Consider the following 24,602-nt stretch of genomic DNA (forward strand, 5'->3'; position numbering starts at 1 on the left):
AAATGCTTATCATTTTAGATCATATAAGTTATATGTTATGATTGGCTTATCATTTAAACTACAAAAATCATATAAGTTCAATCTATTAAATGAACTTATATGACTTATATGGTGTAAACAAATTTTGGAATTTGGAATTTCTAATGTTTATAAAGCTTAACATGATTTCCGAAAGAGTAGGTAGCGGTTAAAGTTGGACCGTTGTAGCCCCATTTAAAAAATCCGTTAAGTCTTTCTTTTTCGACATCAACTCTAATATTTAAGCCAGTATAACCGGCAGTTAAACTAAAATTTTTGTAGACATTATATAAAACAGATATGTTATAACTTAGTATTCGACCGTCGATATCGTTAATTTTTAGGGCGAAATAATTCGTATTTACATAAAGCCCCCATTTTTGTGCTAAAACAACCTCTGCCCAAAGCCCCAGGTCAGGCAGTGGTGCGGTAAAGTCAAAATTATCTTTATATTCAGCTTGTGCATTTTCTCCTTCAACTTTTAAACCAACATCGCCAAACAAAACATGCGCTCCAATAAGGGCTCCAATTTCATATTTTGGCTTTGATATAAAGGCATAACCATAATATATACGAGCGATTTGACTGTCCTGAAAGGCAGAAATAGTTGTGTTTATATTGTAGGTATTATCACCAAATTGGATATCTCTTTCCAGTTTCTTAGTTGAGGTTCTTTTTAGATAGAAAAACTCACTTCCAAGTCTTGATCTTCTGGAGATTCTCCACTCAAAACTACCAGCAAATGATGTAGAAGTTTTATTAAATCCCAAGTCTTTTTCAAAATCAATCAGGCTTCCAGAGTCACCATTGTTTGTCCCTACTTGTACCTTTGCACTATTTGTGGGAAAAAAAACTCCGGCATTAAATTTAAAGCGTCTTGCATGCCAGGGTAAATCTTCAGGGTTATAATCCTGAGGTGTATCAGAATCATTTTGTAAGGCTGGTAAAGTATTCTCGGTAGAGATTTCAGCAGTATTCTGTGCATTTGCTGAAAACCAAAAAAGGGAAATAATCAATAAAGAAAATAATTTTTTCATAAGATTTATTTTTAAATTTTGGTAGATAATTTTAACAATTAAAGTTAACAAAAAAAATCATGCAATTCGTCTTTTTGCTTTTATTATTTGATTAATTACGTTGATAGTCAGTTAACTATGGGTTTTGTTAAAATTAGTTGACATGTCACTCTTTTTTGTAATTTTGCATCATGACAGATTCAAATACAAATTCAGAATCATTTGGTAAAGCTTTTAGTACTGAAATTGCAGACAGTTTTTTATTTCAGATACACCGCATTAAAAAGGCTCTTTTTCGTCGTACAAATGCTTTAATGAGTGAAGCTGGAATTACATTGCAGTTAGAACAATTGCCGCTCATCATGATTTTGCAGCATAAAGACCTTTCTCAAAGAGAGCTTTCAGACAAGACCATGCGAGACAAATCTTCTATTTTACGAAGCATTACTGCATTAGAAAAAAAGAGTCTACTTATTGTAAGAAAAGATAAAACAGACAAGCGTAAAAATGTCGTTAGTCTTACGGAAGAAGGAATTGCATTAGCTAAAATCATTCGCTCTTTAATGAAAAAATCTGAAGATGAGGTGCTTTCTGTTTTTACTGCAAAAGAAAGAATTGAAGCTTTGCATACCATAAGAAGTTATGCCGATAGATTAGATCAGCCTTAATTTTTTTGAGAATTAAAAGTTGACATATCAACGTTTAAAATAAGCAAGTAAAAAAAATAATGCCACAGATTTTCACATATTACTAAATTAAAAATCATTTAAATCTGTGAAATCTGTGGCAAAAAAAAATCAAAATATAAAAAATGAATAAAAAAGAATTATTAGAAGGACCAATACTTTCCTCATTATTAAAATTGGCTGTGCCTATTATGATAGCGAATCTTTTGCAGGCAGCTTATCAATTAGTTGATGCTTTTTGGGTGGGTCGTTTGGGAGGAGATGCTGTTGCGGCTGTGTCTGTAAGTACGCCGGTTATATTTTTAACGATCGCTTTGGGAACCGGTCTTGCGATTGCAGGATCGATTTTGATTGCACAATATTTTGGTGCCGGACAGCAGGAAATGGTCAATCATGTCGCAGCACAAACTTTACTGATGGTGATAACCGTTTCGGTTGTTTTATCGATTATAGGATATTTGCTGAGTCCGTATTTTTTACATGTACTGAATGTGACACCACAAGTTTATAGTGATGCATTAGGTTTTATGCGCGTGGCTTTTATTGGCCTGGTTTTTAGTTTTAGTTTTATGATTTTCCAGTCGGTTATGCGTGGGGTGGGGCGTGTGACTTTGCCGGTTTATATTGTTTTGGGAACTGTGATTCTGAATTTTGCATTGGATCCGTTGTTTATTTTTGGGTGGAATTTTATTCCGGCAATGGGTGTAAAGGGAGCAGCTTTGGCAACTTTATCAACTCAAAGTTTAGCCATTGTAATTGGTTTTTTTATTTTGTTCAGAGGAAAACATGGCATTCACCTGCAACTAAAAGACTTTAAACCAGATTATAAACACATTAAAAAAGCTTTTAAAATTGGTTTTCCATCGTCAATTGAGCAATCAATGCGTGCGATTGGTATGATGGCGATTACTTTTTTAATTGTGCATTTTGGTACTACGACTGTTGCTTCATACGGAGCGGGTTCTAATTTAATTCAGCTGATTTTGATTCCGGCTTTGGGACTTTCTATGGCTATTGCAACCTTAGTAGGTCAAAATATCGGTGCGGGAAATATTGCACGTGCGGCTCAAATTGGAAAATTAGGTGGTTATTTAGGTTTCGGTTTGCTGAGCGGCCTTGGGATTATTGCCTACGCTTTTGCGCCTTACTTAATTGCATTTTTTGTTCCGAATGATCCCGCGGTTATTGAAGGCGGAACCCAGCTGTTGAGAATTACTTGCCTTTCCTGGGGATTTTTGGGTTTACAGCTTTGTTTAACCGGAGTTTTCAGAGCAGTTGGAAATACAACGCTTCCGATGATTTTGACTTTGGTTTCGCAATGGGTGATTCAGTTTCCACTGGCTTATATTTTATCGCATAATACTTCGTTGGGAAAAATTGGTATCTGGTGGGCTTTCCCTATTTCATCTGTTGTAACGGGATTGATTACTTTAATTATTTATGCTAAAGGCGATTGGAAAAAAGAACGCCTAACCGGAAAAACAAATAAACTTATTGATAAAGTGGAGAAGGAGATTGTTAAGGAGGGATTTGAAAGTGTTAAGTAAAGATTCTAAGTTGCTAAGATACTAAGGGACTAAGTTTTTTTTGAGAGGTTCAAAGGAACAAAGGGGCAAAGGCTCAGAGGTTTTTTTTAAAGGTTCTGAGATTCTAAGTTGCTAAGGTTCTAAGATTTTTTAAAGATATATCGAAGAGGCGCACAGCAGTGCGTCTCTTTTTGTTTATTGAATGTCTTGAAATTTCTAAATAAATAATCGTCTTCTGAAAACTGGATGCGTGAGGGATAGGAGTAGGCTACCGAAGTAGCATGGATAGCCCGACAGCTTTTAAGAAAAGGCCCAATGAACGCAAAATTGATTGGGCCTTTTCTTAAAAGGTGGCACGCCCTTATTGAGTTAAGAGTTATGAGTTAAGAGTTAGGAATGTCAACTTATAACTCATAATTCATAACTTTTTTAAACTCTATTATAATCAGCTTTCCAGTGTACGATGGCTTTTTTAATGGCATCGCCGGTTAGACTGTTTTTTAGGGTGTCTTCTATAAGAGGTAGTAATTCGTTATCTGGTGCAAATCGCAGAGCAAATATTTGATCATCTGTTAATTTGTATTCGAATTCTTCCAGCCTTTTTCCGGTTAGGGTGAAATAACGGTAGCGGAGTTCTAATCTGACTATTCGGTTTTGCAAAATTAAGGCGTAATGTTGGCGTAACATATAGGCAAGGCAAAACAGGAATATAAAAGTAACACTTATAAAGGACCAAATTAATGGCTGATCTGTATTGAACGCAAAGTAAATACTGGCAATAAGAAAAATAATTAAAATGGGATAATAAACAAAATGATGGGGAGTGTAAAAACGTATGTGGTTGTAATAGGTTTGAATTTTCATAGTTTTTGTATTTAGGTTAAAGGTTAAATAAGAAAAAGCTACCCTATGAATAGAATAGCTTTTTTTTCAAAATAAACTAACATAACCAATGTTTCTTTATATATAAACTCTAAAGATTCCTTTTGAGTTTTCTTATGTGATATCTATATTTTAAAAAAGCCTCAATTGCATGTAATCAGTTTCAAATGGCTTTATTTCTTTAAAGTAAAATTAGATTGATTGTTGTAGTTTCTTGTTATATTTTAAGAGGATATTGTTATATGATTTCAATATTTTTTTTTTTGAGAAGATAGAGTATAGAGTATAGAAAATAGACTTTAGAAGCAATGCAAGAAGCAAGAGTAAGGCCTATAGCCTACAGCCTATGGCTTACAGCTATTTCCCATTCTTCTAATTTTGATTGGAATGATTTGCCTGCGTTGGCTGGGCTTGTTGATGGTAGTGTTATTAAGTGATACTCTTTTTTTAAGTGGACGTATTTCTTAAAAAAGACTGCGGCTTTTTGGCCGTTGAAAAGGATGGTTTTTATATTTGGATGTTGTTCTAAAAATGTTTCGAAATCGTTGGCTATTTCGTTTTTTATGGCACTGTCTAAACTTCCGACACGATCGCAGAATTGTAGTACGTCCCATAGTGCAATGTTGTTTTTTTGTAAAAGAGCTTTCCGGGTTTGATAGTCATTTGAGAAATCTTCTTTGAGAATAGGAAACATAAACTTCCAGAAATTATTCTGATTATGTCCGTAATATTGATTTAGTTCTAACGATTTTGTTCCGGGCATTGTGCCTAAAATCAAAATGTTAGCGTCTTGCGAAGTGATTGGGGCGAATGAAAAACTTTTCATGCTTTTAAGATTTTGTTTTAATTCAAATTAGTAAATGTTAAAATAATCATTTATAGGGAATTATAAAACAAAAATGAAAAATTATATAACACATTTGGCTATTGTGTGACGAACTTTGAATTGTAGATTTTTAGAATTCTGCTTCCTTACAAGAATTCGTTTTATTGAAATCTATAATCGTAGAATCTCAATTTTAATTACAAGCAAAATGAAAACAGTTACTATTAATACAGAAAAAATTAATGCTATTTTTGAACAGTTACATTCTAATTTTGGAGGAAAAGTAACGTCTGATTTAGATGAATTTACTTTAGAAATTAATAATAGTACTGCAAGTGGATCTATTATTGGAGCTTCTTTTAATGACAATATTTCGTATGTGCAATTCGACATGAATTTTACTGTTGATGTTCGAATTGATATTACAAATGTAGAATCGGCACCAATTTATTTTGCGTATTGTTCTCAGGGAAGTTTGTCGCATAGTTTTGGTATTTTGGGCGAAGAGAGAACGTTTAAAACCTTTCAGACTGCCATTGCAATCTCAAAAGTAAACCAGGATAATGTTTTGTTTTTTGAGAAAGATAGGAATACAAAATTCACGTTAATTATTGTTGGAACTCAGGCTGCTGATAATCAACTTTATGCTCTGGATAATTCTTTGAGCGATAAAGTAAAAGAAACCTTTTTTGAAAATAGTAAAGATGAAGATTTCTTTTATTTAGGTTCTTACAATCTTCAAATTGCTGAAAAAATTGAACAATTAAATGCCGTTTCTCAAACCGGAATTGTTAGAAAATTACTTAAAGAAGGTATTTTGAGAATTATTCTGGCAATGGAAATCCAACAACATACTGATGATTTGAATGCTTTCTCAAAAGATGCAAATTGTTTGACCTTGAGAGAAATGGAACAAATAAAAGAACTTTCGGAATTTATAAAAAATTCTCCGGAAGAGCCTTTTACCATTAAATCACTAAGTAAAAAATCAGGTTTATCTCCAAATAAATTACAGGAAGGTTTTAAAATGATTCACAATCGCACTGTAAATGATTATATCACACATATGCGAGTTTTAAAAGCCGAGTTGTTAATTAGAACATCTGACTTAAATATCTCAGAAATTGTATACTGCATTGGTTTTACCAGCAGAAGTTACTTCTCAAAAATCTTCAAACAAAAATTCAATTGTAGTCCTAAAGAGTATAAATTTAATTTGAATCCGTTGGCTATTACTGCGTAATTTAAAGATGCTAAGGTTCTGAGGTGCTAAGTTGCTAAGAAAAAAAACTTAGAACCTTAGCATCTCAGAATCTTAGAGCCTAAAAAAAATCACCGTCCAAACTTGTAATACTCCAAATCCTTATTCTTCTTATTATTAATCGAATCCAAAATAGAATTCATTCCCAAAACGCTAAAGGTAATTCCGTTTCCGCCAAAAGCTAAGACGTAATGTTCGTTTTTGTCCGGATTTGGTTTTCCAAAATAGGGAAGTCCGTCTTGTGTTTCTCCAAAAGTTCCTGCCCAGGAATAATCGATTTTGAAAGTAATATCAGGGAATTTTTTCTGGAATTGTCTTAAAAGCATTTGTTCTTTTTTAGGCAATAATTTATCTCTTCTTTTAGGATCTTTAAATTCTTCGTCGCCGCCACCCATGATAATTCGGTTATCTTCTGTGATACGGAAATAAAAATAGGGTGAACCTGTATCCCAAAAAATAGCATTTTTAAAAGAATTTGGCACTTCCGGCAAGGCTTCAGAGGCAATAACATAAGTACTTTTAAGATCTACGACCTTTTCGGTCAGTGTTTCCGTACTCTCGTAGCCACTGCAGTGTATAATATGATCTGCCGTAATGAGATGCCTGTTTTCGGTATGAGCAATTAATTTTGTTTTTTGTTTATGGATAGAAGTTATATTGGTACGATCAAAAATCTGCATTCCTTTTTGCTGGCAGTCATGCAATAAATCATTTGCCAAACGGTACGGATCCATAACTGCAGCCGTATTAGATTCGATGGCCGCCATTGCGTTTAATCCCAATTTTTTTAGATCTGATTCTTCAAGCCAGCTGACATCAAATCCGTGTTGTTTTCGGGTTTTGAATTCGTGTTTTAAAAACGGAATATCTTTTTTGAAGGAACAATAATATATGCTCTTCTTAAATTCAAACTGGCAATCGCTTTTAATATCATCTATTATCGTTCGCAAATCAAAAATAGCCTGTTTTCCATTTTTATAACTGTCAACCGCACATTCTAATCCTCTTAATTTAATGAGTTCATGTAATGGAACATCGATTTCATATTGCAACAAGGCGGTGCTTGCAGCCGTACTTCCATTACAGATATCGCGTCGGTCCACAAGTACTACTTTTTTGCCTTTATTAATTAATTTATAAGCAATAAGGGCTCCGGTTATTCCGCCGCCAACAATTAAAATTTCAGTATTTAAATCCTGGTCAATAGACGGATAACTGTACCTCATGGCACTCTTTAAGGGCCAGAAGGTTTCTGTGGAGCGAAGCTTCATTTCTTAGTTGTTTTTTTTGCAGCTTTAGTAGGTTGAGCGGTTTTTCTGGCGGTTTTTTGTTGACTTCTGTTTCTGTCTTTTCTTTCGTGCTGATCATATGCTTCGCCAATAGAATGGGAGGTTCTGATGCTTTCGTCTTTTTTAGCCAATTCACTTAGTCTTTGGTAGTACTTTTGCACGATAATCATTTCTTCTTCGGTCATACTTTCTATGTCAACCAAACTGTTGCTTGAATATTCGCTCGATGCAACTAATTCGTTTAATTTCAATTGAATAGCAAGCGAATCTTTATTTTGTGCTTTCTGAATTAAAAAGACCATTAGAAAAGTAATAATCGTTGTTCCGGTATTAATTACCAGTTGCCAGGTTTCGGAATAATTAAAAATTGGCCCTGAAACTGCCCAGCCCACAACAATTAAAAACGCACCAATAAATGCAGTTGTACTCCCTGCAGCTTTTGAAACTTTGGTTGCAAATTCTTCGAAGGCACTATTGCCTTTTGGTTTTTTCTTTTCCATTTTATTTTTAACTTTTTCGTTTGCTTACTTTTTCTTCCCGAACCACTTTATTATTTTTTTCATCATAAATGGCATCGTATATTTTTTGTCCTGTTTTACTGAAAATTTTGATTTTCGGTTCTTCATGCGTTCCTGTTATAACAATCGGGAAACCGACAAGTCCACCAGGTGGTAATCCTAATCGCATTCTTAAATCTAATAATCCATCAAAACTTGTTGTACCTTTTATAGTAGGCCTAAAACTCGCTACGCTAAATGTAAAGGGCTCAATATGAATTAAATTATTATCGATTGTGGATATAATTTCGATTCCCTTCATATCAGGGTTATTTAAACCCTTTTGTCCTGTCTGCGAGCTAATCCCGTCAAATAATTTAAGTCCTTTAACTTGTACATCGCGTAAAAGGATTGTTCCGCCGCCTTCAAGAGATTCGTAAATAGGTCCCATATTTCCGTCTAAATCTCCTTTAACTGTATAATCAACAGAAATAATTCCCTGCGCTTTTTCGGCTGCAGTTACCATATCATGAAACATTGGAATTTCTTTGTAAGCTCTTTGCACACTGAAATCTTTGGCTGTGAAATGTGCAGCAAAATGGGCAGAGGTTGGTGTTTCATCTTTGTATGTAGCATCAACTCCTAAAATACAATCAATGATGTCGAAAGTGGTATTTTCTAAAAAGAAGCCGCCTTTTGCAATCCCGACTTTACCGGAAAGTTTGTTTAAAACGAGCCCGTTATATTCTACTTTATCCGCATTTGCAGTAAGCGCTACGTTTAAGTTTTTCGGTATAATAACCACACCGCTCATTTTCGGATGATCTTCTTTAGCATATTCCACTTCAATATTTCGGTCTTTATTTTCGCCTTTTTCAAGCGCCATAAATTCATCTACATTAATCAATTTAGATTTCATGTTGAAGTTTCCGTTCAAAGTTCCATGCGACTCGAGAAAGTAATTTATGGTGTTTAAAAGATATCCGTTAATATCAAAATCAGATTTTCCATAAGAAGCGTAAAATTTTTCAAACCACATTTTTTCATTCTGAAAACGGAAATTTCCTTGTTTGATAAAGAAAGCTTTCGGAAATAGTTCAGATGTGGCTTTGATATTTCTCAACAAAAGAGTTCCTCGATTATCGAGTTTTTCATATTGTCCTGTGGTGGCATAGCTTTGTTTTCCTTTTAGTGAAAGATCTGCTTTCGCATACCCGGTAACATCAAGTCCCTTTTGAGAAAATACCTGATAGATTCGGCCCACATTCAGTTCGCCTTTTATTTTAGCATTATAGGCCAAATCGCTAAAATCGGATAAAGTCGCATTGACATACATCGGATTTCCTTCAAAAACAAAAGAAGCAGGCGCGACAGCAATAATTAAATCCTGAAAAGTTCCTGCTTTGTTCAGGACATTTGCGATAAAAGTAATATCCGTAATTGGGTTAGGATAAGATTCGGTTTTAAGCCAGCCCTGACGTAAAGAAATTCCACCGATTGTTTTAGGAAATAACTTTTTTGAAGTACTAAAAACACCTTTTGCCTGAATATTGGTTTTCAGAATTCCTTTTAAATCAATTGAGGTTAAGCCTAATGCCGCATCAACAGTTGCCAGATCCAAAGCGCCTTTTACACTTGCATCTACGGTCATTTCGTTGAAACCTTTACTGTGTAAATAAGCATTAAAATAATCCTTTTCACCCACTTTAAATTTCAACGTTCTTAAATTAATCAACAGTTTTTCGACATCAAGCGAAGGCAGTATTACATTCAAATTCATTTGAAAATCCTTCAATGGAGCAGGAGCATTCTGATAGTTGATTGCACCTTCATCAATTTTTAAATTAAATGCCAAATCTGGTTTTTGTTTTTTTGATACATTATAATTTCCTCTAAAAGTAAAAAGTAAATCACTTTTACCTGAAATTTCAGTTTCATCCATCCAGGTTAAATATTCGGGAGGCATCACAGAAAATAAATCTTTTACCGTTGTATTTTCTGATGCTGCTTTGATATTTATTTTATATCCATCTCTTAGAATGGTAAAAAAGCCAGTGAATTTTAAAGGAAGTTTATTGATTTTTACTTCGTTTTTCTGAAGAATAAAAGATAAGGCATTCGTATTGATTCGGGTAATCAGATCAGCTCGCAGTTCTTTTTTTCTTAAGTAAGCCGTTCTGTTATAGTAAAAGTCAATATTATCAATTTTTGCATCTGTATTTAAGTCAAAAATATCTTCGCTTAGATTTCCTTTTCCTACATAATTGAAACCTCTTGCATCCACCAAAATTTTAGCAGAACGGTCATTGTATTTAACGTGACAATCTTCAAGATCGATGCGTTCTAATCGAATCGCCGTTCCTTCTTCTGGTTTATCTTCATTTTTTATGTTTTTAGGATCAGAAATATAGATATTATAATTGGCTTGCCCTTTTTGGTTCACCATTATATTAATCAAAGCTTTAGAAACGTAAAGCTTGTTAATTTTAACTTCATTGTCAAAAATCAATCTTTTGAGGTTAATTCCAAAAGCTACTTGTTCTGCTTTAATCAAAGTGTCATTTCGAAAGGGCGCAGAACCCGTCATAGACAAATCGTCAAGAGAAACTGTAAGGGATGGAAAATGGGTAAAAAAGGACAATCTGGATTTCGAAAAATCCATTTTCGTATCCAGACGTTCGTTTGCTATTTTCTTTACTTCAGCTGCGACTGTTCCTGGGAAAAGTAATGGAATTAAAAACAATAATAGCAAGATACTTGCTATTACTATTCCTGTCACTTTCAGGATTTTTAGGCTTATATTTTTATAAGAGGCTTTCATTACATTTGATTCTAAGTTTACGATTTTGCTTTTTCAGATTGTGCTTTTTTGGCGTCTTCTTCTTTTTGCTTTTCTTCTTTAGCTTTTTCCTCTTTCTCTTTTGCTTCTTTCACTTCCTTTTCTTTTGCTTCTTTTTCTTTAGCTGCTTTTTCGGCTTGTTCTTCTTTTTTATCTTTAGCTTCTTCCGCCTGTTTTTCTTTTTGTTTCTCTTTTTTCTTGAAATAGCCTCTAAATAAGAAATTGCTTTTTGCAGCTTCCATATTTTCGCTGAAACCTTTTGTTCCGTTCTCTAAGTTAGAAAGCGTATTCGAAACACTGGCTGCCATTTTATCATCACGAACTAATCTGGCCAAAGCGCCATTTCCGTTATTCATGCTATGGCTGAAAATGGCTAATTCTTCAGAGATAACACCTACGTTATCCATGCTTTTTTTAACGCTTTTCATAATGTCATTCATTTCAATTCCCTTAAGAGAAGCCAATTGTCCTCCATTTTCTATTATTTTAGTTGATTTTACACCCGGAGAAATGGTTAAGACTTTATCACCCATTAATCCGTCAGAACCAATGCTGGTACGGGCATCTGTTTTGATAAATTCGCGAACTTCATCTTTAATGACCATTGAAACGACAACCGAAGAATCGTTTATCAACCTGATTTCTTCGACCGTTCCGATATTAATTCCTGAAAAACGAACATTGTTTCCGACCTCCAGACCGCTCACGGTTTTAAATTCCGAGGTAATGTTGAATGTTGAGCCAAAAAGGTTTTTTTGTTTTCCAATAAAATACACTGCCAGTATAAAAAGCAGTAAACCTATTGTTACAAACATTCCTAATTTCCAAGTATATCCAGATTGCTTCTCCATGATTTCTAATAGTTTATTTTTTGGTTTATTCGAAAAAAGAACGAACCCATTCGTCTTCGTCTTTTTCTAATTCTTCGTATGTTCCTTCAGCGTGTATTTTTCCGTCTTTCAAAACCATAATACGGTCGGCAGTAAGTTTTGCGCAGGCCATATCGTGAGTAATAATGATTGATGTTGTTTTTTGCTTGTGTTTGATATCTAAAATTAATTCGCTGATTTCTCTAGATGTTATTGTATCTAAACCTGTTGTAGGTTCATCGTATAAAATAATTTCCGGTTTCAAAATTAAAGTTCTGGCCAGTCCAATTCTTTTCTGCATTCCACCGGATAGTTCAGAGGGCATTTTATCAATTGCATCGCCTAATCCTACGTTATCCAGAGCTTCCATTACTTCACTTTCAACTTCTTCGGGGGTCAATTCTCTTTTATGCTTTCTTAGAGTAAAGGCCAGATTTTCCCTAACTGACATTGAATCGTATAAAGCGCCACTTTGGAACAAAAATCCAATTCGGACTCTGATCTCGTTTAATCCTTTTTTTGTCAGATTCAAAACATTTTCATCAAACACTTTAATTTCACCTTTATCAGGTTCAATCAGACCCACGATGCATTTAATCGTAACCGATTTTCCTGAACCGGAACGTCCCAAAATCACTAAATCTTCACCTTTGTTTACGGTCAGATTTACGCCTTGCAAGACCTTATTATCTTTACCAAAAGTTTTGTGCAAATCCTTGATTTCAATCATCGGAGTTTTTGCCTTTTCTTTTGTTTTTGCTTCTATATTTTCTTTCTCTTTAATCATTGTACAAAGAATAAATCGGTTATTTGAACTGCGACCATATCAAGAATAAAAATGGCTAAAGATGCTGTTACTACTGCAGAATTTGCTGCCTTACCAACACTTTCAGTTCCATTTGCTGCATTAAAACCTTTGTAACACCCAATCATTCCGATAAAAAACCCAAAAAAGAATGTTTTGATTGTAGCTGGAAATAAATCTAAAAACTCAAGTGATTGAAAAATTTGGGTCATATAACGGTAAAGATTCACATCACCATGAATATTAACCCCAATATAACCTCCAAAGATTCCGATCGCATCGGCAAAAAATACCAATATCGGAACCATTAAGGTACAGGCTAAAATTCTTGTTACCACCAAATAATTATAAGGATTGATCGCCGAAACTTCCATGGCATCAATTTGTTCGGTCACTTTCATCGAGCCTAATTCGGCCCCAATTCCTGACGAGATTTTTCCGGCACAGATTAAAGCAGTAATTACCGGAGCTATTTCTCGTATCAGTGAAAGCGCAACCATTCCGGGCAACCAGGATTCGGCTCCGAATTTGACTAATGTTGGTCTTGATTGTAGCGTTAGCACTAATCCCATAATAAAACCGGTTATTGCTACCAAAGGCAATGATTTATAACCAATGACATAACATTGTTTCAAAAACTCTTTTGCCTCATAAGGAGGAACGAAAACCTCCTTAAAAAACTGCTTCGCAAACAAGGTTGCATTTCCAATTTCGGTGAATGTATTTTTTAAAGTGAGAATCATATTATGTTTTAGTTTTTGTTTGAAAACCTTTAGATATCAACTCTTTATAAAATTGACTATGTCTTGATTATCAAGTATTAAAGATATCTTATAACTAAAGAAATTCCATTACACAACTTTTTTGGAAGTTTATATAATTAACATTGCAAAACACAATAATAATGCGGAAAAGACGTTAGCCGAAACATTATAAAACAAAAAATCCCTTCTTCTAAAAAAAGGGATTTCCTGGGTTTATAGCGTTTTGGCCAGTCTTATTATCGCTATAGTATTAAGAATTAATTGCTAAACCTGAGTTGGATTTCATTAAAGGAATCACTTTAGTATCAGATACTTTAAGGTTTTCCATCAATAATCGGGCTGTTAAATAACATACTGTTGATTCTGCGCCCTGATTTAGGTTTACGTTCTCTTTTTCCAGTCCGTCATAACCACCACCGCTTACAGGATTATACATAATCTGATTCAAATGATTTTTTCCTAAAAACCAATTGAAGGCTGTTTTCATTTTATGTTTGTATTCCGGAGTGCCAAAAGCGTCATAAAATGAATTCAAAGTATGAATGGTGTACGCAACATCAATTGGTTGCTCTCCATATTCTTTTGGCTCTTCACCTTTATGTAGCCATCCGTTATTCGAAATTACCTTGAAGTTTTTATTGACAAACATTTTTGACATTAAGAAATCTAATGAATCCAGTGCTACTTTTTTGTAAATAGGCTTGTTGGTTACTAAATAGGCAAACAACATCGATTCCGGTAAAATACCATTTCCGTACGTCATATAATTTTCAAACCATTTCCAGTCACTTGAAGCGTGAAGCTCATAATTTGAAAGCAATTTTGCATTCAGTTTGTTGATAATCGCCGCAACATATAAATTTGGAACAGCGCTATTGTATAAATAAAGCCCTTTTGTAGCAAAACCAATCGAACGTGGCGACTGAATTGTTTCGGCCCATTTTAAAGAATTCAATAAAACTTTTGAAGCTTTTTTAGAAATGGCTTCCGGTAAAATAGCAGCGATTGAAACCACAGTTCCCAGCGCCCATAAAGCTCGTGCATTTGAATCCTCTAGATTAACCTCTGCATTTTGCTCTATATGTTCTCTATTTTCCTGATCAACGTAATTGATAAAATTACCTTTAGGTTTTTGGCAACGTTCGATAAAATCCAAATAAATTAAAATATAAGGTAAATCTTCTTTATCCTTTGTTAGTTTATAATGCATGCAAAAAGCAATTAAAGCTCTAGCATTATCATCTAAAGTATATCCTGAGGAAAGATCTGGAATGGAGATTTTACTGAATTGTATGATTCCTAAATCAGTAGTTAATTTTTTGATATGTCTTAACTGAATTGAAGGATAAGTGAATTTAATTTCAGCAGGATTCTCCATTAAAGTTTTATATGTGTTCATGTGCGTGATGGCAACGTTTTCCCAAGATGAGGCACGCATTTTTGTAAATGCATTGATTCCCATTTCTTCTCTCAATTTATCATCAGCAAGTAATTTTATTGTTTCCTCTGCAAATTGGTCTACGTTTCCGATATCAACCAAAATACCGCAGTCAGATGTTAAAACTTCTAAAGTATGCGGGATTTTTGAAGCTACCATCGGACAAGCGCAACTCATTGCATAAGAAAATGTTCCGCTTACTGCCTGATTTGGATCTTTTGAAGTAAACAGATATACATCAGTTGCTTTCAGATAATCTAAAAGCTCATTGGTATCCAGATATTGGTTAATAAAGCGTACGTTGTCTTTTAAATTTAAATATTCAACAATGCCTTCCAGTTTATCACGATAAGCATCAACCCCGTCTTTAATTAAATTTGGATGTGTTTTTCCAATAATTAAATACAAGACATTTGGTTCTTTTTCGATGATTTTAGGTAATGCCTGAAGTCCGGTTTCAATGTTTTTTCCTTCTCCTAAAAGTCCAAAAGTAGAAAGCACTTTTCTGTCCTGAATATCGAATTTTTGTTTTGCCTGATCCGGAGTTTCATAAATTACAATATGAGTTCCGTGTGGTACACAAGTAATTATTTTTTCATCTATGTCGTAATCTCTCATCAAAATTTCTTTTGACTGATTGGTCATTACAAAAACCGAATTGCTGTAACTCAACAACAATTTTACAAAAGTTTTCAATTCATTATTCGGATTTTGAATAACAGAATGAAAAGTATAAGTAAGCGGTTTTTTAATAACGTTTAAAAAGTCTAGCAAATAATCGCCATAGTTTCCTCCAAATAAACCAAATTCATGTTGAATATGGACTAGTTTTACCGATTTGTCATTATTGATTTGTTCAGCAACTTTAGCATATTCGGCTTTATCTTTTGTATTTAAGGTAAAGGCCTGTGTTGGTTTTGCTTTTGGCTCATTGACCAATTCGCAAATTTCACAAGTTACTGATTTACCAAAAACATCTGTAATTCCTTTAATGGTATCCTGCGTGTAAGTAGCTATTCCACATTGTGTTGGAGGAAAGGTAGATAGAAAAACTATTTTCGATTTATTTGATATCGTTTTCATTGGGATTCTGTTTTAGTTCCGTTAATAAGTCGTTAAGGTTCAAAGAAGCCACCGCAATCTTGTCATCGGCGGCACCGTAATAAATATATAATTGGTCATCAAAAATGGCTGTTCCCGTTGGGAAAACAACATAATTTACATAACCGTGTCGTTCATAATATTCTGCAGGCGTAATAATGGGTTTTGGCAATCGGGCCAAAACTTTTTGAGGATTTTCAAGGTCTAATAAAACTGCTGAAGCATGATAAACCAATCCTTTTTCCCGCTTTTCTGCTGAATGATAAATTAATAACCAGCCATCTTCTGTTTCAATAGGAGGGGCGCCAGGGCCAATATGACTTGTTTCGTGATCGTATTTTGGCTCCATTACAATATGATCTGGCAGGTTTTTTATATAATCTTTCCAAAAATCAACCGTTAAATCTTTCTTTTTTTCGAAAGTAACGATTTGAATAGAAGGGAATAATCGATGTAAAGCCACAAATTTCCCATTTATTTTCTTTGGAAAAAGCACCACATTTTTATCCCAAACAAACAAATGTTCCTTCATTGTTTCAGTCAACGGATAATTTCTTGCCGTATTAAAAGCCAATATTTTTGCAATACCTGGATTTAATAAATGATTTCTAATCAGATTAGTAAAATCATGCAAAATAAATTTTGGCGTAATAATTCCTTTCTTTTTAAACTTAGTCAGGTCTTTTGAAGTTGCCAAAGCGCCACTAGCATTTATTCCGTCATAAGTAACATACGTCATATAAAAAGTATCATCAATCCTGGTGATACGAGGATCCTCAACGCCATGAATTTCATAAATATATTCTGGTACAAAAATGGGCTCTTTATGTCTTTCTACTAAAGTTGTCGGGCCTTCAAAACGACAATAACCAATAGTTGAAAAATTACCCTTTTTAGCAGCTCTGTAAAACATGTGTACTGTATTCCCGTCCTGATAAATGGCAGGATTTAAAACGCCTAGTTCTTCAAATGCCCTTTCTGTTTTTTCTAAAATTACACCGTGTTTTGTTGCAATTAAACTTTGCGTTACTGCCAATTCCATCTCTTAAATTTTATTAAGCTAAAATTACTTTATGAATAGAGGGGCTATTAATCCAATCGAGCAAAAAATTAACTCAAAAGGATTGATATGGGAATTATGTAATAAGAAGTGGGGGATTATAAAATTAATCCAAAAAACTGGTTTATAAGGTATTGCAAGTAATAAATTAACGTTAACGAATGATGCTTTTGTACTATTCATAAAAAAAGCGAAACAGATTATTAGTTTCGCTTTTTTTAGGTATTAAAAGTTTTGTTTCTGTAAGTTTTAAGCTTCAGGTTTTGGTCTCATTCTCAGTTTTCAGTTTTCACTGTTAACCGCGAATGTGACCTAATATTGTTTAACGGTGCAACGAATAATGTTTTCTTGTAATAAAGGCAATTGGGATTCCGATACAAAAGATTAAAATCAATATAGATAAAATTAAAGGAAAATCGAGGTGTTTTTCCGGAAGACCTGGAAATACAGTTGGTAAAACCACGAGATTCATTATGATCCAGACAAAAATTCCGTATAAAATCCCTGATAGTAAGGTATTCTTTTTTAGAAAATTGAAATAGGGATAAATAGTAAAATAAAACCAGGCAAAGGTAAGGGCAATAAAATAATGTAATAATAAACCATACAACGCCATTTGCGAACCACCGGAATAAGCCTCTTTTTTAAATATTCCAGAAGCAATGGATTGAAGAATTTTGATAGAGGTCGTTTTTTGCAAAATGAGATCATAAATAATAAGAGCTGCAAGTATGTCGAGTGTACCTGCAATTAAACCCGATAAAAATATTGTTCCGCTTTTTGATTTCATATATTATGGTTTTTGAGGTTTGGTTTTGGAGGGTTAAAATTATGATTTTATATTTTGGTCAACATCTTATAAATAGTATTCAATTGATGGGTATGTCGTTGTGTATGAATTAACGCGAAAGAAATCCATTCTAAAATAGTAAATTTTTCAAATCCTGGAACTTGAAAATCAAGGCAAGTTAATGTTAAATCATGAATTTCAGCCAGGGTTAATAAATCAGATTCTTTATTGAGCAGCTCTAGAGTTTGTTCATTTTTATTGTAGTCCGTAATTTCAGGTAGCAGATAATCCGGCGAGTTCATTTTTATGTTGAAGTTTAAAAAAAGAGCTTCAATATCTTTAATGTACAAATCTGGCTTTCTGTTCGTTTTTTCTGTTTTTCCTAAAAATAATGCGGCATAACCAGAACAGGCTTTAAGAATATGCTGCGTTGTTTGCCCTGCCGTCCAGCTTCCCTGATAAGGTACTGTATTGAGCTCTGCTTCAGAAAACTTCGAATGGATTTCGTTTAAATTTTTGAATGTTTCAACAATGTTGGTTTGAAGAGTTGTTTTCATTTTTCTGATTTAAATTGTGAATTCATTTACTGATGTGATCCACCAGACATTTCCAAAAGGATCAGTTACGCCACAAGTCCGGCCATATTCCTGATCGCTTAATCCCATCAATTCTGTAGCACCTTCTTCAAGTGCTTTTTTGAAACTTTCATCGGCATTCGGGACATAAACAAATAAGTTTGCCGTTTGTGGTTTCCAATCATTAGTTGCATCCGTTACCATAATAGTACTTCCGTGAATGGTAATTTCAGCATGTTGAGCAGTTCCGTCGTCACGTAATTTAGGTGCATGCAAGACGGTCGCATTGAAAACGTTTTTTGTGAAGTCGATAAAGTTTAATGCTCCATTTAAAATTAAATACGGCATTACGGTTTGATGATTTTTTGGAATATTCATTTTGTATGATTTGATGATTACTGATTATCCAAATTTACAATTTTAAATTAAATATTTAAAAATCAAATGATTATGTTTTGATTACAATAACACTTCACAATGATAACCGTACGAATCGAGAACTTCAATAATTTTTTTATGTGAAATGGAAGCGCCATGAATTCGCAAAATCCTATCGCAGTCTTCCAAATCAAAATTGATAGCACTGTTTGGAAAATGCTCAAGAAGCTTCCCCACAATCAGTATAGATTGCTCGACTTCCTGAACATTTGTTTTGAAAACTTCTATCATCGTCTAAAAAGTTTATAACGCAATATTTTTATAGCGTTCGATTTTATGATAATAATGGTATGAAATAGCCAGAATAACTAAAAAGATTAAAGGAAAAAAGGATTGAAAATTAACCCCGTCAACAGCAAAATGACTGATCGAAGCAAATATAAAATCGAATCCAAATCCGGCATAAGCCCATTCTTTTACGTTTTTAGGAATTGATGGAATAACCAGAATTAAAACTCCTAAAATTTTAAATACAACTAAAGCGTTTCCAAAATATTCAGGATAGCCCAAATGCCTGATTCCTTCTTTAGCCATTTCAGACTGAGAAGTCAACGCTGGCATAACGCCTTCAAACAAGAAAATAATAGTTGTAGTAATCCAGAAAATAATCTTTGCTTTTTTCATGTGGTTTATTTTTAAATAGTTATCAGTTAATTATTTAATACAAATCTACTACTCTTATTTTTCTTACGGAATAGTTATTTACGACTATTTTGGGGTCATTTGGGACAGATTGAGTGATTTTAGGTTTTAGAGGGTTGATTTTAGATTGAGAGGCGAGAAGCAAGAAGCAAGAAGCAAGAGAAAAGAATATAGAGAAAAGAATATAGAGGAAAGAGGTAAGAAGCAAGAGGCAAGAAGAAAGAAATCTGCTGGATCTGCAAAATCTGCGAGCGACTTTCTGTACGGAGTTTCTAGTGTGACCTTCGTTCCTCAGGGTGACAAAATGCGGATAGAAAAATCCATAAGAAAATAAAAAAAATCCGCGACAATCCGCCAAAACCCGCGTGATCTGCGTGCCATTTTCAACACAATTAAAGAAAAACTTTGCGACCTTGCGACTTTGCGAGAGCTAAACAAAACACTTTGCGAACATTGCGTAACCCCTTAGCGTCCCTTGCGGTTAAACAAAAAAAAACGCTGCAAAACCGAAGTCTCACAGCGTCATCTCAAATAAATAAATAATTAAAACGGGTATTATCTCCAACCTCCGCCCAATGCGCGATATAACTCGGTATTGGCAGAAAGTTGTGCTCTTTTTATATCAGCTAATTCTAATTCGCTTTGCAATAAACTTGCTTGCGCAGAAAGTACTTCAAGGTATTCCGCCATTCCGTTTTTAAATAACAGATTGGCATTTTTAATTGCTTGTTGCAGCGTTTTTACACGTTCTTGCAAGAATGCTTCTTGTTGTTGTAATTTTTCAACAGCAACCAAAGCATCAGCAACTTCACTAACGGCTACTAAAACAGACTGTCTGAAATTGATCACGGCTTTTTCTCTTTCAACAACAGCAATATTATATTGCGTTTTTACTCTTTTATTGTTGAATAAAGGTTGTGTTAAACCTCCCGCAACAGTTCCGAATAAAGAAGCTGGAATAGTAAACCAATTGCTGGCTTCGAACGAATTTACTCCGCCCTGCGCTGTAATTCTCAATGCAGGATAGAAATCGGCTTTTGTGATTCCGACATTGGCATTAGCTACTTTTAAAGCCAATTCAGCACTTTTTACATCTGGTCTTCTGCTTACTAGTGAAGACGGAATTCCAATAGCAGCATTGTTTTTTACAGCAATAGTACTCAAACGAATCGTTCTTTCTTTTGAATCCGGAAAAGATCCAGTCAGCACACTCAAAGCATTTTCCTGAATGGCAATGTTTTGCTCCAATAACGGAATCAATTGCGCTGAGTTTAATTTCTGCGCTTCCGATTGCTGAATAGCCAATGAAGTAACTTGTCCTGCATCATATTTCAATTTGATGATACTGGTTGTACTGTCATTCAGTTTTAGGGTTTGTCTGGCAATTTCCAATTGTGCATCCAGCATCAATAGATTGTAATATCCTTTAGAAACATCAGCAACAATAGTTGTCTGCAACGCTTTTTTTACCTCTTCAGATTGAAGATACTCAGCATATGCTCCTTTTTTCTGATTTTTGATCTTCCCCCAAATATCTGCTTCCCATGAAAGTGTTGCACCTGCAGTGAAATCATTAATGTGATTTTGACCCAAAGCCTGACCCAGATTTTTCCCCGTAAAACTATTGTCTGACGGATTACTAGTGCTTGCTGTGACACCCAAATTCACCTGAGGAACATTATTCCATTTTGATTGTGTAAATCGGTATTGCGCAATTTCGATGTTTTTAGTAGCGATTTGCAAATCGTTATTTCGAACTACCGCACTGTCAATAAGCTTGATAATATCTTTTTCTGTAAAGAAGTTTTTCCACTCCAGATCAGCAATACTTGTCGTATCTTTTGAAACCGATGCATTCCTGAAATTCTCAGGAAGTGCATCTTTTGGAGTTTCAATATCCTTCGAAACAGAACAGGATATTAATGTGGTGATCAAAATAGCGACCATCACGATTTTGGTTATATACTTTTTCATTTTATATTTTGTCATTAAATTTCTGTACAAGTATCTTTTTTAGCTTCAAGATCTTTTGAGATTCTGTACGATATATACCCGATGCCAAATATGATGGCCACCAGAATTGTCGTTATATAATTTTCCATATTTATTTTTCTTCTCCGTTATGAATTACTGCTACCGGTTTTCCGGTAACTTTTTCTTGTAAATGTTGGAATACGATGAATAAAACCGGGATGATCAACAACCCTAGAATTACTCCTGAAATCATACCTCCGGCGGCACCAATACTAATCGAGTGGTTACCTTGTGCTGATGGTCCTTTGGCACTCATCATCGGAATTAATCCTACTACGAAAGCCAGTGACGTCATGATAATTGGACGTAAACGTAATTTGGCAGCATCTATAGCAGCTTTAACCAGGGCCTGTCCGGATTTTCGTTTCTGGACGGCGAACTCGACAATCAAAATCGCATTCTTGGCGAGTAATCCAATTAACATTACCAATGCAACTTGCACATAAATGTTGTTTTCAATTCCTGTTAATCCAATCGCTACAAATACTCCAAAAATTCCTGCAGGTATGGATAAGATTACGGCTAAAGGCAAAATATAACTTTCGTACTGTGCGGCAAGTAAGAAATAGACGAATATCAAACACAGTAAGAAAATCGTTGCCGACTGACCTCCGGAAGAAATTTCTTCACGGGTTTGTCCTGACCATTCATAACTATATCCTGCAGGTAATTGTTGAGCTGCTACTTCTTCAATTGCTTTAATGGCATCTCCGGAACTAAATCCTGGTTTCGGAATCGCATTAATCGAAATCGAGTTAAACAAGTTGTATCTCGAAGCAGTTTCAGAACCATAAATACGGCTTAGTTTTACTAAAGTGTTTATCGGAACCATTTCGCCATTTTTGTTTTTTACAAAAACTCTGTCAATAGCTGATGGATCTGCTCTGTCGGCAATATCAGCCTGAACTACAACTCTGTAATATTTACCAAATCTATTGAAGTCAGAGGCTTGTGCGCTACCAAAATAAGCCTGCATCGTTTGCAGAATATCTTTTACTTTAACACCTAACTGATCTGCTTTTTCGTCATTGATATCCAATTGTAATTGAGGATAATCTGCTTTGAAACTGGTAAAGGCTACAGCAATTTCAGGGCGTTTCATTACTTCACCAATAAAGTTTTGTGAGATTCCACTAAATTTATCCAGTTTACCTCCGGTTTTATCCTGAAGAACCAAATCTAATGCCTCAACGTTACTAAATCCGGGAACAGTTGGGAAACTAAATACGAAGAAACTTCCGCCTGAAATTGCACCTAATTGGCCACGAACCTGATTCATAATTTCTTCAATATTTTTAACCTCGCCACGTTCTTCATTTGGTTTAAGCAATACGAAAACTACTGCTGATGATGGGCTTGTAGAATTCGTCAATAAGTTGAAACCAGAAATAGCAGTTACAAATCGTGATGCACCCAATTTTTTTAAAGTGTTTTCTGCTTCTGTCATTACTTTCTGAGTTCCATCTAATGATGTTCCAGAAGGCGTATTAACAGCAATAGCAATAAATCCCTGATCTTCTGTTGGGATAAATCCGGCAGGAGTAGTTTTCACCATTACAATCGTAGCGAAAGTAATTAAAGCCAATCCACCTAAACTAACCCATTTGTTACGAATTAAGAATTTTAATCCGCCAACATAACGGTTGGTCAATGATTCAAAACTATTGTTGAATCCGGTAAAGAATTTTTCTTTAAATCCTTGTTTTTTATATGGAGCATCTCCTTCGTGTGCAGCATGATTATCTTTTAAGAATAAAGCGGCAAGGGCAGGGGACAATGTCAAAGCGTTTACGGCTGAAATTACAATTGCAATCGCCATCGTAAAAGCAAACTGACGATAGAAAACCCCGGTTGAACCTTCCATAAAACCGACCGGCAGGAATACAGCAGCCATTACCAGCGTAATCGAGATAATAGCACCCGTTATTTCGTGCATTGCTTCATGTGTGGCTACTTTTGGAGACAAGTGTTTATGCTCCATTTTCGCATGCACGGCTTCGACGACGACAATCGCATCATCCACCACAATACCAATCGCCAGAATTAAAGCGAAAAGCGTTAAAAGGTTGATCGAAAAGCCGAATAACTGCATGAAGAAGAACGTTCCTAAAATTGCTACAGGTACAGCAATGGCCGGAATTAATGTTGATCTGAAATCCTGTAAGAAGATGAAAACAACTATAAATACCAGTATAAAAGCTTCAATTAAAGTATGTTCAACCTGTTCGATCGATTGGTCTAAGGATACTTTTGTACTGTAGAAAATATTGTGTTTTATCCCTGCCGGGAAATCTTTTGAGGCTTTCACCATCAATTTATTAATCGCAATCTGAATTTCATTTGAGTTAGAACCTGCTAACTGAATAACACCAATTACAACTCCTTTTTTACCGTTCAAACGAGTTAAACTGTTATAAGAGTAAGCACCAAGCTCCACTCTGGCAACATCTTTTAAACGAAGAATAGATCCATCTGCATTCGAACGAATCGCAATGTTTTGATAATCCTCCGGTTTGGTAAGTTTCCCTTTGTATTTAATTACGTATTCAAAAACTTCTTTACTTCTTTCTCCAAATTTACCCGGAGCAGCCTCTAAACTTTTGTCCTGGATAGCTGCCATAACTTCATTTGGCGTCACATTGTAAGTCGACATTTGAGTTGGATTTAACCAAACTCTCATCGAGTAATCTTTAACTCCACCAAAAATACTGGCAGCACCTACACCCGGAATACGTTTAATCTCCGGAATAATATTAATTTGAGCATAATTGGCAACAAAAGTCTGATCGTATTTCGATTCGTCTTCTGTGTACATACCAATCGCCATGATGAAACTGTTTTGTTGTTTCGCGGTGATTACACCTTGCTGAACAACCTCTGCAGGCAACTGACTCGTTGCCTGGGCAACTCTGTTCTGAACGTTAACTGCGGCCTGATCGGCATCTGTACCTAATTTAAAGAAAACAGTAATCGCAAGCGTACCATCGTTACTCGCTGTTGAACTCATGTACGTCATGTTTTCAACACCATTTATAGATTCTTCCAGAGATGGTGCAACCGAACGTAAAACCGTTTCGGCATTCGCTCCCGGATAAACCGCCGTAACCAAAACCGAGGGAGGCGCAATATCAGGAAACTGTTGTAAAGGCAATTTTGTAAGTCCAAGTACACCCAGGATCACCAATAAAATGGAGATTACGGTTGCCAGTACAGGTCTTTGTATAAATATTTTGAACATTGTCGTAA

21 protein-coding genes are annotated in these 24,602 nt (G+C 34.9%); 3 read left to right on the plus strand and 18 right to left on the minus strand.

Going from position 1 to position 24,602, the window contains the following annotated elements:
- Nucleotides 1-140 precede the first annotated feature (140 nt).
- Nucleotides 141-1,055, minus strand: coding sequence for a hypothetical protein (locus AC6CH4_RS14980; protein ID WP_498104279.1), 915 nt, complete (start codon nucleotides 1,053-1,055; stop codon nucleotides 141-143).
- Between the two features lie 170 nt (nucleotides 1,056-1,225).
- On the opposite strand from AC6CH4_RS14980, the gene AC6CH4_RS14985 reads away from it, so the two are divergent.
- Nucleotides 1,226-1,702, plus strand: coding sequence for a MarR family winged helix-turn-helix transcriptional regulator (locus tag AC6CH4_RS14985; protein WP_498104281.1), 477 nt, complete (start codon nucleotides 1,226-1,228; stop codon nucleotides 1,700-1,702).
- A 143-nt stretch (nucleotides 1,703-1,845) separates the two neighbouring features.
- Nucleotides 1,846-3,267: an MATE family efflux transporter gene (locus AC6CH4_RS14990; RefSeq protein ID WP_498104283.1), complete on the plus strand. Its 1,422-nt coding sequence runs from the start codon at nucleotides 1,846-1,848 to the stop codon at nucleotides 3,265-3,267.
- Nucleotides 3,268-3,675: 408 nt separating this feature from the next.
- Here AC6CH4_RS14990 and AC6CH4_RS14995 read toward each other — a convergent pair whose 3' ends face one another.
- Together AC6CH4_RS14995 and AC6CH4_RS15000 are read right to left on the minus strand one after the other, a co-directional pair.
- Complete coding sequence (locus tag AC6CH4_RS14995; RefSeq protein ID WP_498104285.1) at nucleotides 3,676-4,110, minus strand: DUF6526 family protein; 435 nt, start codon at nucleotides 4,108-4,110, stop codon at nucleotides 3,676-3,678.
- Between the two features lie 355 nt (nucleotides 4,111-4,465).
- Nucleotides 4,466-4,954 carry a DNA-deoxyinosine glycosylase gene (locus AC6CH4_RS15000; RefSeq protein WP_498104287.1) on the minus strand — a complete coding sequence of 163 codons (489 nt, stop codon included), beginning with the start codon at nucleotides 4,952-4,954 and terminating at the stop codon, nucleotides 4,466-4,468.
- Between the two features lie 208 nt (nucleotides 4,955-5,162).
- Between AC6CH4_RS15000 and AC6CH4_RS15005 the strand changes: the two genes are divergently transcribed.
- Nucleotides 5,163-6,197 (plus strand): helix-turn-helix domain-containing protein, encoded by a 1,035-nt coding sequence (locus AC6CH4_RS15005; protein ID WP_498104289.1) that lies wholly within the window; start codon nucleotides 5,163-5,165, stop codon nucleotides 6,195-6,197.
- An 89-nt stretch (nucleotides 6,198-6,286) separates the two neighbouring features.
- On the opposite strand, the gene AC6CH4_RS15010 is transcribed toward AC6CH4_RS15005, so the two are convergent.
- The 15 genes from AC6CH4_RS15010 to AC6CH4_RS15080 all read right to left on the minus strand — a co-directional run bounded on the left by AC6CH4_RS15010 (nucleotide 6,287) and on the right by AC6CH4_RS15080 (nucleotide 24,594).
- Nucleotides 6,287-7,486: an NAD(P)/FAD-dependent oxidoreductase gene (locus AC6CH4_RS15010; protein ID WP_498104291.1), complete on the minus strand. Its 1,200-nt coding sequence runs from the start codon at nucleotides 7,484-7,486 to the stop codon at nucleotides 6,287-6,289.
- Nucleotides 7,483-8,004: a low affinity iron permease family protein gene (locus AC6CH4_RS15015; protein ID WP_498104293.1), complete on the minus strand. Its 522-nt coding sequence runs from the start codon at nucleotides 8,002-8,004 to the stop codon at nucleotides 7,483-7,485. The genes AC6CH4_RS15010 and AC6CH4_RS15015 overlap by 4 nt, the downstream gene beginning before the upstream one ends.
- Before the next feature lie 7 nt (nucleotides 8,005-8,011).
- On the minus strand, nucleotides 8,012-10,780 hold the full coding sequence (locus tag AC6CH4_RS15020) for an AsmA family protein (protein ID WP_498104295.1): 2,769 nt from the start codon (nucleotides 10,778-10,780) through the stop codon (nucleotides 8,012-8,014).
- Between the two features lie 59 nt (nucleotides 10,781-10,839).
- Nucleotides 10,840-11,691, minus strand: a complete 852-nt coding sequence (locus AC6CH4_RS15025) for an MlaD family protein (RefSeq protein WP_498104297.1) — start codon at nucleotides 11,689-11,691, stop codon at nucleotides 10,840-10,842.
- Between the two features lie 25 nt (nucleotides 11,692-11,716).
- On the minus strand, nucleotides 11,717-12,496 hold the full coding sequence (locus tag AC6CH4_RS15030) for an ABC transporter ATP-binding protein (protein WP_498104299.1): 780 nt from the start codon (nucleotides 12,494-12,496) through the stop codon (nucleotides 11,717-11,719).
- Complete coding sequence (locus AC6CH4_RS15035; protein ID WP_498104301.1) at nucleotides 12,493-13,257, minus strand: MlaE family ABC transporter permease; 765 nt, start codon at nucleotides 13,255-13,257, stop codon at nucleotides 12,493-12,495. The genes AC6CH4_RS15030 and AC6CH4_RS15035 overlap by 4 nt, the downstream gene beginning before the upstream one ends.
- Nucleotides 13,258-13,528: 271 nt before the next feature.
- Nucleotides 13,529-15,799, minus strand: coding sequence for a glycosyltransferase (locus AC6CH4_RS15040; protein WP_498104303.1), 2,271 nt, complete (start codon nucleotides 15,797-15,799; stop codon nucleotides 13,529-13,531).
- Nucleotides 15,780-16,859, minus strand: coding sequence for a glycoside hydrolase family 130 protein (locus tag AC6CH4_RS15045; protein ID WP_498104305.1), 1,080 nt, complete (start codon nucleotides 16,857-16,859; stop codon nucleotides 15,780-15,782). The genes AC6CH4_RS15040 and AC6CH4_RS15045 overlap by 20 nt, the downstream gene beginning before the upstream one ends.
- A 340-nt stretch (nucleotides 16,860-17,199) precedes the next feature.
- Complete coding sequence (locus AC6CH4_RS15050) at nucleotides 17,200-17,667, minus strand: DUF1440 domain-containing protein (RefSeq protein ID WP_498104307.1); 468 nt, start codon at nucleotides 17,665-17,667, stop codon at nucleotides 17,200-17,202.
- A gap of 47 nt (nucleotides 17,668-17,714) precedes the next feature.
- Nucleotides 17,715-18,224: a DinB family protein gene (locus AC6CH4_RS15055; protein WP_498104309.1), complete on the minus strand. Its 510-nt coding sequence runs from the start codon at nucleotides 18,222-18,224 to the stop codon at nucleotides 17,715-17,717.
- 9 nt (nucleotides 18,225-18,233) lie between these two features.
- Nucleotides 18,234-18,620: a VOC family protein gene (locus AC6CH4_RS15060; protein WP_498104311.1), complete on the minus strand. Its 387-nt coding sequence runs from the start codon at nucleotides 18,618-18,620 to the stop codon at nucleotides 18,234-18,236.
- Between the two features lie 81 nt (nucleotides 18,621-18,701).
- On the minus strand, nucleotides 18,702-18,911 hold the full coding sequence (locus AC6CH4_RS15065; protein ID WP_498104313.1) for a hypothetical protein: 210 nt from the start codon (nucleotides 18,909-18,911) through the stop codon (nucleotides 18,702-18,704).
- 12 nt (nucleotides 18,912-18,923) lie between these two features.
- On the minus strand, nucleotides 18,924-19,304 hold the full coding sequence (locus AC6CH4_RS15070; protein ID WP_056192491.1) for a DoxX family protein: 381 nt from the start codon (nucleotides 19,302-19,304) through the stop codon (nucleotides 18,924-18,926).
- 573 nt (nucleotides 19,305-19,877) lie between these two features.
- A complete protein-coding gene (locus tag AC6CH4_RS15075; protein ID WP_498104315.1) occupies nucleotides 19,878-21,296 on the minus strand; it encodes a TolC family protein in 1,419 nt (472 codons plus the stop codon).
- Between the two features lie 130 nt (nucleotides 21,297-21,426).
- Nucleotides 21,427-24,594, minus strand: coding sequence for an efflux RND transporter permease subunit (locus AC6CH4_RS15080; RefSeq protein WP_498104317.1), 3,168 nt, complete (start codon nucleotides 24,592-24,594; stop codon nucleotides 21,427-21,429).
- Between the last annotated feature and the right edge of the window lie 8 nt (nucleotides 24,595-24,602).

The organism is Flavobacterium sp. GQ95, assembly GCF_059758655.1.